This window comes from Mycobacterium sp. E3198, from assembly GCF_001667015.1.
Taxonomy (GTDB): Bacteria; Actinomycetota; Actinomycetes; order Mycobacteriales; family Mycobacteriaceae; genus Mycobacterium.
Window position 1 is genome coordinate 17521 of the sequence record NZ_LZIS01000204.1, and the last position, 13899, is coordinate 31419.

11 protein-coding genes and 1 tRNA gene are annotated in these 13899 nt (G+C 64.6%); 6 read left to right on the plus strand and 6 right to left on the minus strand.

Annotation, left to right across the window (positions count from 1 at the left end; translation table 11 throughout):
- Positions 1-54 precede the first annotated feature (54 nt).
- Positions 55-846 (plus strand): MmpS family transport accessory protein, encoded by a 792-nt coding sequence (locus tag A5673_RS22535; RefSeq protein WP_068237741.1) that lies wholly within the window; start codon positions 55-57, stop codon positions 844-846.
- A gap of 11 nt (positions 847-857) precedes the next feature.
- On the opposite strand, the gene A5673_RS22540 is transcribed toward A5673_RS22535, so the two are convergent.
- Positions 858-2168 carry an MFS transporter gene (locus A5673_RS22540; protein WP_068237745.1) on the minus strand — a complete coding sequence of 437 codons (1311 nt, stop codon included), beginning with the start codon at positions 2166-2168 and terminating at the stop codon, positions 858-860.
- 43 nt (positions 2169-2211) lie between these two features.
- Between A5673_RS22540 and cmrA the strand changes: the two genes are divergently transcribed.
- Positions 2212-3018, plus strand: a complete 807-nt coding sequence (gene cmrA, locus A5673_RS22545; RefSeq protein WP_068237748.1) for a mycolate reductase — start codon at positions 2212-2214, stop codon at positions 3016-3018.
- 711 nt (positions 3019-3729) lie between these two features.
- On the opposite strand, the gene A5673_RS29265 is transcribed toward cmrA, so the two are convergent.
- From A5673_RS29265 to A5673_RS28640, 3 genes are read right to left on the minus strand one after another with little or no spacing between them, the layout of a single operon-like run.
- On the minus strand, positions 3730-4644 hold the full coding sequence (locus A5673_RS29265; protein WP_156748492.1) for a hypothetical protein: 915 nt from the start codon (positions 4642-4644) through the stop codon (positions 3730-3732).
- Between the two features lie 19 nt (positions 4645-4663).
- Entirely contained in the window at positions 4664-5401 is a 738-nt protein-coding gene (locus tag A5673_RS28635) for a helix-turn-helix transcriptional regulator (protein ID WP_082958897.1), read from the minus strand.
- The gene (locus A5673_RS28640; RefSeq protein WP_082958898.1) at positions 5394-6221 is read right to left on the minus strand and encodes a TIGR04255 family protein; all 828 of its coding nucleotides are present in this window, start codon (positions 6219-6221) and stop codon (positions 5394-5396) included. Before A5673_RS28640 ends, A5673_RS28635 begins: the two co-directional genes overlap by 8 nt.
- 381 nt (positions 6222-6602) lie before the next feature.
- On the opposite strand from A5673_RS28640, the gene A5673_RS29270 reads away from it, so the two are divergent.
- Both A5673_RS29270 and A5673_RS22555 read left to right on the plus strand, forming a co-directional pair.
- The gene (locus A5673_RS29270; protein WP_156748494.1) at positions 6603-6791 is read left to right on the plus strand and encodes a hypothetical protein; all 189 of its coding nucleotides are present in this window, start codon (positions 6603-6605) and stop codon (positions 6789-6791) included.
- A gap of 560 nt (positions 6792-7351) precedes the next feature.
- Complete coding sequence (locus A5673_RS22555; RefSeq protein WP_068237754.1) at positions 7352-10588, plus strand: AzlD domain-containing protein; 3237 nt, start codon at positions 7352-7354, stop codon at positions 10586-10588.
- 537 nt (positions 10589-11125) lie between these two features.
- Here A5673_RS22555 and A5673_RS22560 read toward each other — a convergent pair.
- Positions 11126-12676, minus strand: a complete 1551-nt coding sequence (locus A5673_RS22560) for a helicase HerA-like domain-containing protein (protein WP_068237757.1) — start codon at positions 12674-12676, stop codon at positions 11126-11128.
- A 101-nt stretch (positions 12677-12777) separates the two neighbouring features.
- Between A5673_RS22560 and orn the strand changes: the two genes are divergently transcribed.
- A complete protein-coding gene (orn, locus tag A5673_RS22565; RefSeq protein WP_068237760.1) occupies positions 12778-13425 on the plus strand; it encodes an oligoribonuclease in 648 nt (215 codons plus the stop codon).
- A gap of 53 nt (positions 13426-13478) precedes the next feature.
- Positions 13479-13554 (plus strand) — tRNA-His (locus A5673_RS22570).
- Here the strand turns inward: A5673_RS22570 and A5673_RS22575 are convergent.
- The gene (locus A5673_RS22575) at positions 13543-13869 is read right to left on the minus strand and encodes a hypothetical protein (protein WP_068237763.1); all 327 of its coding nucleotides are present in this window, start codon (positions 13867-13869) and stop codon (positions 13543-13545) included. The genes A5673_RS22570 and A5673_RS22575 overlap by 12 nt on opposite strands.
- Between the last annotated feature and the right edge of the window lie 30 nt (positions 13870-13899).

Below are 13899 nucleotides of genomic sequence, written 5' to 3' on the forward strand. Positions count from 1 at the left end.
GCGAGTCCTCGCCCGGGCGTCCCGCTTAGGTACCCTGCAAGCCATGAGGTGGACATGAACGATCCACGTCGAACCGAGCGGTTTAGTCCCCCTCAACCGGGCTCGGGACCGGCCGGGCCGCAGGGTTTGCCATATCCGCCGCCCGCCGACCCGGCGTACGCCGACCAGGCCGGCCCCTACTCCCCCAGCTACGGCGGATACAGCCCGTGGGCAGCCAACCTCAACGACACCAAGCAGCTTCCGCCGTACTGGCAGCAGCAGCTGCCCCAGGCGGGCGAGGCGCCGACCGAGGGCCTGACCCCGCCGCCGCCCGGCGGCCCGCGCTCACCGCGCTGGCTGTGGTTGGGCGCCGGGGCCGCGGTGCTTCTGGTCGTCGCGCTGGTGATCGCGCTGATCCTGGCCAACGATGCGATCAAGAACCAGACGGCGGTGCCGCCGCTGCCCGCGATGCCGTCGAGCGAGGAGCAGACCCCGCCGCCGAGCCCGTCCACGCGGACGACGCCGCCGTCGCGCACCTTCCGGCCGTTGCCGCCGCCGACCGCGTCGGGCCCGCCCACCGGGTCGACCGCCCCGGGCGCGATGCAAGACGTCGTCTATAGCGTCACCGGCGAGGGCCGCGCGATCAGTGTCGTCTACATCGGTAGCGGCGACGTCGTGCAGACCGAGTTCAACGTCGCGCTGCCGTGGAACAAAGAGGTCAGCCTGTCGAAGTCGGCGCAGCATCCGGCCAACGTCACGGTGGTCAACTTCGGTCACGACGTCACGTGCTCGGTCACCGTCGACGGCGTGCTGTTGAGCCAGCGGACCGGGGTCGGGCTGACGATCTGCGACGCGCGCGGTTCGTGACGGGATCAGCGCTAGGCGGGCTGTTCGGCGCGCGCCGGGACCCGAACCACCAGCATCGCCAGTAGTCCGGCGATCAGCACGATGCAGATCCCGCCGATGCCCGCGCGCACGGCGCCGAACACGTCGACGAAGACGGAGAACAGCCACGGCGCCACGAACGCGACGGCCCGTCCCGTCATCGTGTAGAGGCCGAACGCGACGCCCTCCCCGCCGTCCTTCGCCAGGTGCAACAGCAGGGCGCGCGACGACGCCAGGGACGGACCGACGAACATGGCCAACAGCAGACCGCACAGCCAGAACGCGTGCGCGCCGGAGACCGCCATCATGGTGGCCGACACGGCGATGAGCGCGACCAGCGACCCGACGATGACCGGTTTGGATCCGATCCGGTGGTCGACGAATCCGCCGGCCGCCGCGCCGATCGCGGCCACCACGCTGGCCGCCACCCCGAACACCAGCACGTCGGCCTGGGACAGGCCGTACACGCTGACCCCGAGCACGGCGCCAAACCCGAAGATGGCCGCCAGCCCGTCGCGGAACAGCGCGCTGGCTCCCAGGAAATAGACCAGGTTGCGGTTGCGGCGCCATTCCGTGCGCACCTCGGTCCACAGCTTGCGATAGCCGCCGAGCATGCTGCTCGGCTGCGACGTCTCGCCGGAGTCCGGCAGCCGGTGGGCGACGAACAGCAGCGGCAGCGCCAGCACGGCGAACCACGCCGCGGTCAGCAGCATGGCCTCCCGGACGTACAGCCCGTCGTGGACGGGCACGCGCAGCAGCCCGCGCACCGGGCCGGTTCCGGAGATGAACCCGAAATAGACCAGCAGCAGCAGGAGCACGCTGCCGGTGAACCCCGCGGCCGCCCCCAGCCCGGAGATGCGCCCCGCCGTCTGCGGCGTCGAGACCTGACGCAGCATCGCGTTGTAGGGAACGCCGGCGAGATCACCGCAGGCGGCGGTGGCCGACAGCAGCACCAAGCCCGCCCACAGGTAGCTGGGATCGTCGCGGATCAGGAACATCGCGCTGGTCGACGTGACCGCGAGAGCGGTCAGGATGGTCAACACCATCCGCCGGCGGTGCGGGGCTTCCACCCACACCCCCACGACCGGCGCCAGCACCGCGATGGTCAGCCCCGCGACCGCGAGTGAGCGACCGAGCCAACTCGCGGGTGACGTGCCACCGGACATTCCCGCGCCGACGCTGCCGGTCAGGTAGACCGAGAAGACGAAGGTCGCCACGATCGCGTTCATGCCGAGCGAACCGCAGTCCCACAGCGCCCACGCCGCCACCTGCGATGGCACGGGTGTGGCCGGACGCCGACTCATGCCCGGCACTCTATTGGGTTCGCGGCTGTCTACGATTGGCCGCATGCCGGTACCCGCTCCCAGCCCCGACGCGCGCGCCGTTGTCACCGGGGCTTCGCAAAACATCGGCGAGGCGCTGGCCACCGAACTCGCCGCGCGGGGGCACAGCCTGATTGTCACCGCGCGGCGCGAGGACCTGCTCAACGACCTGGCCGCCCGGCTGACCGACAAGTACGGGGTGGCCGTCGACGTGCGGCCCGCCGACCTGGCCGACCCGCCCGAACGGGCGAAGCTGTGCGACGAGTTGGCCGCCCGGCCCGTCTCGATCCTGTGCGCCAACGCGGGCACCGCAACGTTCGGTCCGGTCGCGGGCCTCGACCCGGCGGGCGAGAAGGCCCAGGTTCAGCTGAATGCCGTTGCGGTGCACGACCTTACGCTGGCGGTGCTGCCGGGCATGGTGGAGCGCAAGGCCGGCGGCATCCTGATTTCCGGTTCGGCGGCGGGCAATTCGCCGATCCCCTACAACGCCACCTACGCGGCCACCAAGGCGTTCGCCAACACGTTCAGCGAATCGTTGCGCGGCGAACTGCGCGGCTCGGGTGTGCACGTCACGCTACTGGCGCCGGGCCCGGTGCGCACCGACCTGCCCGACGACGCCGAACGGTCGCTGGTCGAAAAGCTGGTCCCGGATTTCCTGTGGATCTCGACCGAGCACACCGCACAGATCTCCCTGGATGCGTTGGAGCGCAACAAGATGCGCGTCGTCCCGGGCTTGACGTCCAAGGCGATGTCGGTGGCCAGCGGCTACGCCCCCCGCGCCATCGTCGCGCCGATCGTGGGCAGCTTCTACAAGAAGCTCGGCGGCGGGTAGGCGCTACTTCCCACGTTCGTCGTCATATCGCAGACTCGCCCTGGTGATCCCACCTGCTTCTTGGTGGTGTCACTAATACCTGTTCCCTTTTTCCATTCCTTCGGATTAACGAACCCATCGCGGATACCGGCCCGACACCAACCCGCGGCCGCTCCCAAAGCGTCGGGTCAGGGAAGATCTTTCGCATTTGTGTGCCGCTGCGTCGAGCGCCGGTGCGCCCTGACGGCAGACTGCAAGGCTCGGCGCGTCCCTCACCGCGGCATACGAGCTAAGAATTATTCCGAAATGAGTAGCAGCCCAACATGATTGGCGTCAATACCTCGGACCGGCTCGCCGCCTCGCCAGCTCAGGTGCCACCGGCGCAAGGCTTCTCATAGCTAATCGTCATTATTCATGAACTAATTCTGCATATTGCAGCAGATGCAGGTGTTGTCGTCCTGGGCGTCTATGCGGCGCTGCTCGCGAAGGCGCGGGCGATGTGGACAGCCGGAAGTGTTGGGATCCGCGGCGGAAGCGCATGCAGCATCCGGGCGGCGAGCACTGCGGCGGTCCGGGTGTGGTGTGTCAGCATGATCCGCCGCCAACGGAAGCCCGTCGCAGTGGCACGGGCTGGTGTCGCGGCTCGAGGAATTGGAGGCTGGTCAGCCAATCATGTGTGTCCGCACGTGAGATGCCGCCGGGCATGTGGCCTCCGGACGCTCGCAGCGACGCTTACCGCGTCGGACCCGGTGATGTGGTCTGAGTTCGCGGTGTTGAGAGGTAGTCGAAGTCCAAGTTCACGGTGTTGCGGTAGCGTTCAAAGTGGATCTCGTCGGTCCGTAGCACTTCTACGTGCACCTCTTCGACGTATCCTATTGGGCCGTCGGGTATTCCGCTCTCAAGGAGGCTTAAGAGTTCTCCTCCGAACTCATCCCATGCGTCGGCCAATCGCTGGTCATGGCTCTCGCATCGCAAAATTGCCTCAGCTGCTCCACTCAACCCGTGCTTGCGCTGCCGCTTGGGACCACCAGGTGGCTCAGCGGCTTCGAGTTCTTCCACAGATGGAAGGAATGCGACTTCGACGAGGACGAGCAGGGTGAGACTCAGCCCCCTCGGCGCTTCCCAATCCGGCGCACACTCGAGGCGGATGTCCGCTATCCTTTCCCGTACTACCGTTCCGATAGATCCGGCTCTCGCGCCGGTGTCTCTGATCTTGTCCTTAAGCGGTTTAAGGACTTTCACGATGTCATCGGGAAAGGCGAATCGGGAGTAGCGTCTTGAGATACACTCGGCGAACTTCACACGCCTGTCAGCGGTCATTGTCGTCCGCTTGTCCGGCGATTCTCGTGTGACAGTTCCGACTACGGTGAGGTCGGCAAAGTGGGTGTCGTCTATGTTTGCGTACCGGCAAGTCCGGCCGGACAGGGCATCTGCGTACTCTTTGCCTTCGAGGGTCACCACGCGTGCCAACTGAGCCAGGCCGCTGCCTTCGTTTGCTAGGTCGCAACATTGCGTTATTACGGCGACTCCGAGGGGTGTTTTCACTTCACGCTGGACGCGGCCGGCGAAGTCCGTAATTGCAATGCTAGCCACGCCGGTCAGCCAATCACCTTGACGCAGTTCATCGAACTCTGCGAGGGAGCTCACCTGCTGTCCTTTAGATCCTTCAGTTGGCTGGCGCGATACCCAGGCGCCGAAGCAACGCATTTTCATCTCGGGGTGGCACTGCCTTACGGGCTTGGATGACCAGTTGATCAAAGAGGTTGGGCTGCATGTCATGTCGAGGGCTGAAGAGTGCGTGGCGACGGTCCTCGGCAGAGGATGCGTCGATTTCTTTGATCGTCGAGTAGACATGGCTGAGGCGTTCCAAGTTTCTGCCGCTGACTCGTTGACCGTTTGCCCACGCGTGGACTGATCGACGGGAAACGCCCAGTGTGCGGGCGAGTTGGTCCCACGTGAGCCCCGATTCCTCGTGCAACCAGCGAACCATTTCCTGCGGACTCGACGGCACGGCCGGGGCGTCGAGGGCGGGCCCCCAAAAGCCGTGGAAGCGACGCAGCTGCCTCAGAGCCTCGGGCTCGTCGTCTGCCCAGCCGGGGACGGCCGCTGTGATCGCCGCCGGACAAGTCCACCCAGCAAGGTTACAGAGGACGAACTGCGCGCCGGATAAGTCAACTCCGGTACCCATCACACCGTTAACCAAGACGACGTAGTGCGGCGAAATCGTTTCCAACTCAGACGGATTCACGTGATACACATGCTGCAATTGCGGGTCTACGCGATACGCATGTTCCAACACTGGCCTCGATACATACGCCCTCGCGGGGAAGGACTGGGTCCAAGCTTCTGCTACCGAAGTCGACTCGTCCCGGTTGTCCGGGTCTGAGACAAGAAGATCAGTCATCGACGGCACCGAAATCTGGAAGAGCCACGGGCGTGAAGACCCATCTGAAATACCGATATGCTCTCTCGCTCAAAACCTTAAGTCGCTTGACGACTTCCTCGGATGAAAATTCAAATAGGGATTCATGGAAGGCATCGACATCGAGCAGCCACGACGGATCCGGCAGCGGTTCGAACGGATTGGCTACAGTTTGCCCAGCTGGCAATACTCCCCATCGCGCTTGGAGCCTCTGCTCCGACGTCCATGCGAACTGAAGTTCCGTTAGTGCACTTTGGATCTCGTCTCTAGCCAGCGAGAATTCTTGCTGGTGGCGAATCGGTTCCGCCAAACCTCCATTGCCGCAAAACTTCCTGATCAACCCAACATCGCGGACCCGGTTCAAGTACCGCAAGCCAACCCGAGCCACAGCTGGTGGCTCTGCCACTTTCGACAGCGCCTCAAAGATGCGCCCAGCTCGCTCCAACAGGTCGTCACGGTTCACGTAAGCCGTCGTGGTGAGGGACACGGAATCTCTAGCGATGTTCAGTGTCCACTTTTGCGACGCGTCTGACAGTGACAACGCGGTGGTGTTAGCTGCCTTCTGGGGAGACGGTTGGTGTCCGGGCTGGATGACGAACGACAACACTTCTTGACGGTCGGCGAAGGGGTACTCGGAACTCAATGCTTGAGCAATTTCGTTGCTGTCGATGGCTTGCTCGATCCGGGTGACGGGACCTGGGAACCGAACCTGGAACAGGGCCACCTCGAGCGGACCGTCTTTCAGACGGACTTCTGGCACGCGAGAATCTTCGAAAGGGTCATCAATTCTATCGGCCGGCATACTTCACAATCTACTTCACAGTCGATCTAGTCTCACGTCGAATCGCTGAGGGCGCAAAAAGTGGTCACCTGGGCCATCCCGGCCACTCCCTTCACGCACAAGTTCGGAGAGCCGGCGCGGGGGCCGCGGCCCGGGTACCTCAACTTTCCAATGCTCACTAGGCCGCCCACCGTTTGACCCCCTCGACGGCCTGCCTCAAGCAGCGCCGCGGCCGTGCCGCGGCCAGCGCGAGGGCTTGGTCTGATGCGATCGCCCAGCATGCTTTGCCCGGGCGGTGAGCGCGGCCGTGCTCACCGCGTCGAAGTCGACGACATGATATTGCCTCAGTCCCAGTCCGAAAGCGGGCACTTTCAACAGATTTGGGGGCTATCGTCCGTATCCATGTCTGGCGAGAACATCAAAGACCTCACGAACGAAACCGCAGAGGCGCTGCTCAAAGCAATCAAGAAGGAGTCCGGCACCGAGTCATACGGGCCTGCCCAGCTCGAGCAACTTGCGAATGCCTTCGCGACCGTCGTTGCGGCTGGTCCACGACCGCGATCGGCATCGCCCCAGGCTTTCGTCGGCTGAGCTACGGCGGTCGGGTGGTGCGGGGTCAGAGTCAAGGCCACTCCGTGAGGGCCCCGAGATGCACCGTGGTGGCCCGGTGATCAGTACCGAGCTGCGGCGTATCCCGTCGATGAACATCTCGTTAGTGCTGATGTCGAGGCCTGCCAGCCGTCGCGACCGGGCTCGAAGCAAAAGGCCCGGATCTCCAATTAGCCAAACCAGGCCGCGGCTGGGTGGGTGCTTGCTACGTTGTGGCTCACCGTGGCTCCCCACCGACGCGCACGCGCGGCTACGTTCGATGAATGAGGAGATGACGAAACATAGTCGACTCACTGCGTTCTGGCTGTGCTCGTGCACTTCGGCCGCGTACCCGAGTCGCCTCGTCGCGGGCTGTACTGACCACGATCCTCATGACATCCGGATTCGGCTGCGGCTGAAGAGGAATCGGTCTCATGTCCACTGATGAGTCGCCATCCAATCGAGCGGATGTCTTGCGTCGCGCGCGCGCCAGACAGCGCGCGCGACGCAAGCGCTGTCTGGTACGCACTGGAAGTCTGGGAATTCTGGTCATCTTCATATGCATGGCGCTCTGGCTCACCTTCACCGACCAGCACTGGGCCAGGACGTTCCGTGACTTCATCTTGGCGCGCCTGCACTCACAGAGAGCGTATCGCGACGTCATCAACGTCGCCTCGATAGGCTTTGTCGCCGCCCTCGGGTGCGCACTGGTTATCACCTCAACCCGGCGGGTTCACGTCCTTTTCGCGCACCTTCCGCATGCGGTTGCGCCCCGGCGGGGAGCATTGCGGTTGTTGTCTTTATTGCCGGTCGCCATCATCGTCGCCATTGTCCATAGCGCCATCCAAGTGTATAAGACGTCGCCCGACGACGACGGCGTCTACTACTCAATCAGCAACATCATCCTCAGCGCAGCAGCTACCGTCATGGCCGCCTTCGGCGTGTGGTTCATCTTGGAGCTCATCTCCGGGTTTTTCGTGTATCGCGCGCTGTGCGTACACCAAGCTCGGGCGCTCGATAAAGCCGGGAATGAGCCAAAGGACAACAATATTCCCGAGGCTAGGCGGCGCGGTCAGGCTAAGGCGGTGCGATGGCGCCTGGACTCAGCGGACTGGATTGTTCTTTCCGCCCAGACGATTGACGCCGGCAATTCGTTCGTTAAGGACCTAGCAAACGAATTCAACCGCCATAAGGTCATCACGCTTACGTTAGACCGGCCCGCGTATGACGGAACGTACAGCACTGCGGTGCGCGCGGAGTTTAGAGCGTTGCTCCGCAAAGCCGACGTGGCGCCGCACCCCTTTTTGCGTGGCGCTGAATCTTATGCGCGCGCATTTGAACAGCTGACTCGGTTTCGCCGCATAGTGGTTGTTATCAAGAATATGGAAGCGATCACCCGAATCGGGTCGCCGCAGAGCACTCGGCAAGCGGTGGCGGACAGTCTCGATGAACTTCGAAGTGCTGGCATCCATTTCGTCGCTATCGTGACCCAAGCGGCATTTCCGTCGCAGCTATTTGCCGAGTCCCTGGCGCTCGCGCCTCCCGACAATTTGGAGCTGGAAAACATTGGCCCGACCGGCAATGAGAAGGATCGGAAGCGGCGGGAACGCGCCGTCCGCAGGCTCGGCAACGTGCTTCAGCCGACGGGTCTGCGCGTGCCCACCGTCTACCATAAGAACCACGACATTGCGCGGATCGAGGAGACGGCCAAGGCCCTCAAACGCGACGGATTGATCCGCTTTGCCTGCGACCATATTGACACCTTTTTCCATGCTGATGCCGGTGTGGCACGTCTGGAGCGGCTGGTCGTCGACGGGCTCGCTGACCGGCTCATCCTCAGCGGAGGGTGGGCAGTCGAAATCTCCGACATTTACCGCGATCTCGCCAACTCTTCGCGGTTCGATGTCAAGCGGACCGTTGCCGCCTTGTGTAAACGCGGCTTGTTATCCGAGGACCACTCTGCAACGACGGCCACGATCCGGTTCATGGATCCACGCCTAGGTGAAATTGCCATCGGCTCAAGATTGGCCCAGGCTGCTGTCCCTTTCAGCTTGTCCGTCGATCGTTCCGCACTGTGCACGGCCGCGGAGATATACACCAGGATGTCGGCTGCTGCTTTTGCCGTCGCGGTCGCGGAAGAGAACGTGCCCAAGGTCTGGCGGCGGGCGATCGCCGAACTCAGCAGTATCGCCGAACTCAGCGATGACGAGTGCCCGATCAAACAATCTGCGCTGGCCGCCGCAGGAGGTGCCCTCAACGCGGCTTCATCGCTGAAATACGTGGTCTCGCTGGAGCAGAATTCTTTGGACACGGTCTGGGAGAAGGCGGACTCCGCCACGCAGAAAGCATTCGCCGATCGTCTCACCGCCAGGACGGTCGGCACGGTGCCAGGAGTGCCCAAAGCCCTCTGGCACCTGGCCACTTATGCAGCCGACTGGCGACCCGAGCGACACATCGTGAATCGGGCTCTATGTCGGCGGGTCGGCAGTGGCGGCGCAGCGACCTGGGACGCACTGCTTGCCGACTGGGCCTCGATTGTCCGATCGGGCCACGAAAGCCGCGCCGGCCTCTCGTGGCGCTACCGATGGCGGGGCGATTGGCACGGTCATGAATTCGCCCTGATTGCCTGGATTCTGCCCACTCTTCTGGTCTCAGCGAGTTCCCGTCGCGCCGACGTCCACTTGGCGGTGAAAGACCTAGCGGACGCCATTGCGCCCTACGGCCCCTCGCCCGACACAACCCCCCACGACGGCAGTCCTCAAGCAGCACCTCCAGATGGCGCGGTCGCCGCCGCGAGCCCGGCGTCCTCAGAGGCCGCTGCCAAGTCGCTCCGACGTCGCGATGCCAGCTCAGCCCCGCATGCCGCGGCCGCCGGCCCGGACCAGGCCGCCCACGGGGGCACTGACGACTCCCGTCGCGATCCTGTTCCCGACCACGACGTCGGCATGCAGATCGCACTGGCCGAGGGATGCCGCGACGCCAGTTATCTCTGCCTTACCGACAGCGTCGCCGCCCCCGACGAGCTTGTTGAGGTGACCGGCGCAATCCTCGGCCTGCACTGGAACGGCCCGCGTACCCACGTTGACTACAACGACCGCAGCCCGCTGCGCGGGGCCTCGTGGTACGCGCGGCTGGTCGCGTTACAAGCGCTGCTGGTCGCGTGCGCAGCCGACAGGGACCGCCGCGCCGAATTTGACGAGTGCGTCGCGGAGCCCGACACCAGTACCCCATTTTTAGACCGCGGCCTGGAAGTCTGCCGCGAGGACCCGCACCAGATCGTGAAGGAATACGCTGGCATCGTCGCCGCGAAACAAACCCTGCTCGGCTCCGACCCGCACATCTTCGTCAGCAAATTTGTCTGGCTCGACGACAACACGGCGGTATCACAGGCCGGAGGTGAGCTAGATCCCCAGGTGCTGCGCATCCTGGCTCAAGTGATGATGCTGCTCAATTTCAGCGGTGCCAGCGAGTGGCTCGATGAATACCACCCCGCCGGGCGCATCGCCGAGTGGGGACTAGGCCGCGCTAACGGCCTTGCCCGAGACGACCTTCCGCGTTGTGTTACCCACTGGTGGGCATCGCACAGGGTCATGACTCGATGTCCGGGACGCGCCGGGCGCTTGGGGTGCGACTTCGACATGTGCCGTCAGGGGGTGTACGACGCACCCAAGCGGCGGAAATTGTCGGACACCTTCGTTGAGCGCTGCCTCGACGATAGCGGCGCAATTGGACAACGCTGGCGTCTGCGGGCGGTACGCACCCACCTCCTGGAACTATCGCGCAGCCTCCCCGATCGCTAAATTCCTGCGCTGCTACCTGCATCTCGGGTAAATACCAATCCCAACCGCCTGGTGTTGGATGCGGATGTGCAAGGTGCTGCCTAGACAGGTCGCTGCCCGGTGAAGGCCGCCCCCTTCCAAAGCGGCGGCTAGGCCGCCGCCGGCCGGCGCTCCTCGTTGAGTGATGCCAGCGAGGATGCGGTTGGTGGCAACCTGCGTTTTGGTGGTGAAAATACTCGACAATCGAATACTCGGCCCGCACCATTTCGGCGATGCCCGAGCCCCGACCCGCGACACTCTCGCAGATGAACGCTGACATTTAATGGGCGGTGCTACGAACACTCGCCTGGGCCGTGTCGCGCGACACGCCGCGCCCGATCATGGATAACTGCTGTTATCCATGAAGGACTATCGTCCGACCCCGCGGTTGCCGGCTCAGTTGGCTTGAGCCCCTTATGGTTCTTGGCAAGCCTGGAACAGAGGCGTTTCCGGATTCCGGCAAACAAATGACATGAGAGTGACACTCGTTTAAGCAAATTAGCGAACTCACCGTCGCTGTTACTTCCGGCGACGGCCGGTGCCGAAGATGGCTTTCACCGCTTCGCGTATCGCCGTGTTGATGCCGCTTTTCACGGTCGGGTTGTTCAGCACGTCCTCCCACACGGCGGGGCCCTTCGGCCCGGCGGGCTCGGCCGGCGCCGGCATCGGCGGCGGCACGGAGTCCGCCGGCACCGGCGGATAGTTGGAGTCGGCCTGCGGAGCTCGCGGGGCGGCCTGGGCCTGCGCGGGTTGTTCAACGGTCTGACCGTACTTCGCTTGCAGCGGACTGGCTTTCGCTGCGGCCGTGATCGCGTCGGTGCCGATCGAGGCCATCAGCGAGCGGGGCACCCGCATCCGGGTCCACGCGACGGGTGTGGGCGCGCCCTTCTCGGACAGGACGGTGACGACGGCCTCACCGATCCCCAGCGAGGTCAGCGCCGACTCCAGGTCGTACACATCGGTTTTCGGGTAGGTGCGGACGGTCTTGGACAGCGCCGCCTGGTCGTCGGGGGTGAACGCCCGCAGCGCGTGCTGCACCCGCGCGCCCAGCTGGGACAGCACGTCGTTGGGGATGTCGGTGGGCAGCTGGGTGCAGAAGAAGACCCCGACGCCCTTGGAGCGGATCAGCTTGACGGTTTGTTCGACCTGTTCGAGGAAGGCCTTGGACGCATCGGCGAAAAGCAGGTGCGCCTCGTCGAAGAAGAACACCAGCTTGGGCCTGTCGACGTCACCGACCTCAGGCAGTTGGGCGTACAGGTCGGCCAGCAGCCACATCAGGAAGGTGGAGAAGATGACGGGACGCACCGACTGACCGCTGAACTCGAGCAGGGAGATAGTGCCGTGCCCGTCGTCGACGTGCAACAGATCGTTCGGGTCGAGCTCCGGCTTGCCGAAGAACGTGTCCCCGCCCTCGCCGGCGAGGTTCACCAGCGCCCGCAGGATCACGCCCGCCGTCGTCGACGACACGCCGCCCAGGTCTTTGAGGTCGGCCTTGCCCTCGTCGCTGGCCAGGTGGCTGATGACGGCGCGCAGATCGTTCAAAGTGACCAGCGGATGGTTGCCCTGTTGGGCCCAGTGGAAGATCAGCCCCAGCGTGGATTCCTGAGTGGCGTTGAGCCCCAACACCTTCGACAACAAGACCGGGCCGAAGCTGGCCACGGTCGCGCGCACCGGCACGCCCACTCCCCCGGTGCCCAGCGACAAGAACTCCACCGGAAACCCCGTCGCCGCCCAGTTGTCGCCGGTGTCCTTCGCGCGCGCGGCGGTCTTGTCGTTGGCCTCCCCGGGCCGCGCCAGGCCGGACAGGTCGCCCTTCACGTCGGCCATCAGCACCGCCACGCCCGCGGCGCTGAGCTGTTCGGCGATCAACTGCAGCGTCTTGGTCTTGCCGGTTCCGGTGGCCCCGGCCACCAGTCCGTGCCGGTTGATCGTCGCCAGCGGGATGCGGATCTGTGCGGTCGGGTCCGCCACGCCGTCGACGACGACCGTGCCCAATTCCAGCGCCTGGCCTTCGACGGCATAGCCGTTCGCGATTCGCTGTGCGGGTGTCGCCGCCGATTCGGTGGTCATCGTGCTCGCCCCTCTTCCCCAGTCGCAACGCTCACACTACTTCCCCGGGCCAGGCGGGGGCAGGGCTCGCGCGGGCCCGGCGCACGCATACGCTGAGCGCTGTGCGCGACGAATTGGTATGGATCGACTGCGAGATGACCGGGCTCGATCTGAGCTCGGACAAGCTGATCGAGATCGCGGTCCTGGTCACCGATGCCGAGCTGAACGTGCTCGGTGACGGCGTGGACGTGGTGATCCACGCCGACGACGCCGCGCTGTCGTCGATGATCGAGGTGGTCGCCGAAATGCACTCGCGCTCGGGGCTGATCGAGGAGGTCAAGTCCTCCACCGTCGACCTGGCGACCGCCGAGGCGATGGTCCTGGACTACATCACCACCCACGTGAAGCAGCCCAAGACCGCCCCGCTGGCAGGCAACTCGATCGCCACCGACCGGTCCTTCATCACCCGCGACATGCCAAAGCTGGACTCCTACCTGCATTACCGGATGATCGACGTCAGCTCGATCAAGGAACTGTGCCGGCGCTGGTACCCCCGCATCTACTACGGCCAGCCGGCCAAGGGCCTGACCCACCGGGCGCTGGCCGACATCCACGAGTCCATCCGCGAACTGCAGTACTACCGGCGGACCGCGTTCGTGCCCCCGCCGGGCCCGTCCACCAGCGAGATCGAGACCGTCGTCGCCGACCTCGAAGGCCCAGAGAACGCCACGAGAACAATCGATTCGGACTCCGCGCCCCCGACCGGCTAATATCGGTGGTCGCCGCTCGTTGGCCCAGTGATGGAAGCCCGCTCGCGGCAATGGTGGCTGTAGTTCAGCTGGTAGAGCACCAGGTTGTGATCCTGGGTGTCGCGGGTTCGAGTCCCGTCAGCCACCCCAACGTTCGGCGGAGCCTTGCGCCGTCTGCCCCGGCGCCAGAGGCCGTTTCAGGGTGCAGACGATGCTCCACTCGAAGTAGTGGTCCCCGCCGCTGTCGTACTCCTTGAACCGGCGCGCGACCTGACTGCGCTGCACCGAGGAGCCCACGATCTCCCAGCCCTGTTCCCCGTAGGCTTTCGACTGGCGACTCGCCTCGTCGATCACGGCCGGCAGGGACTCGTTCGTGTAATGGACGAAGGTGGTTTCCCACCGCTGGGGATACCAGTTGCCGTCGGAGGCCAGCCACCACCCCGGACCGGGCGAAGGAGTGTTCATGGGCGGGCACCCTACGCCATGCAGGTCGCG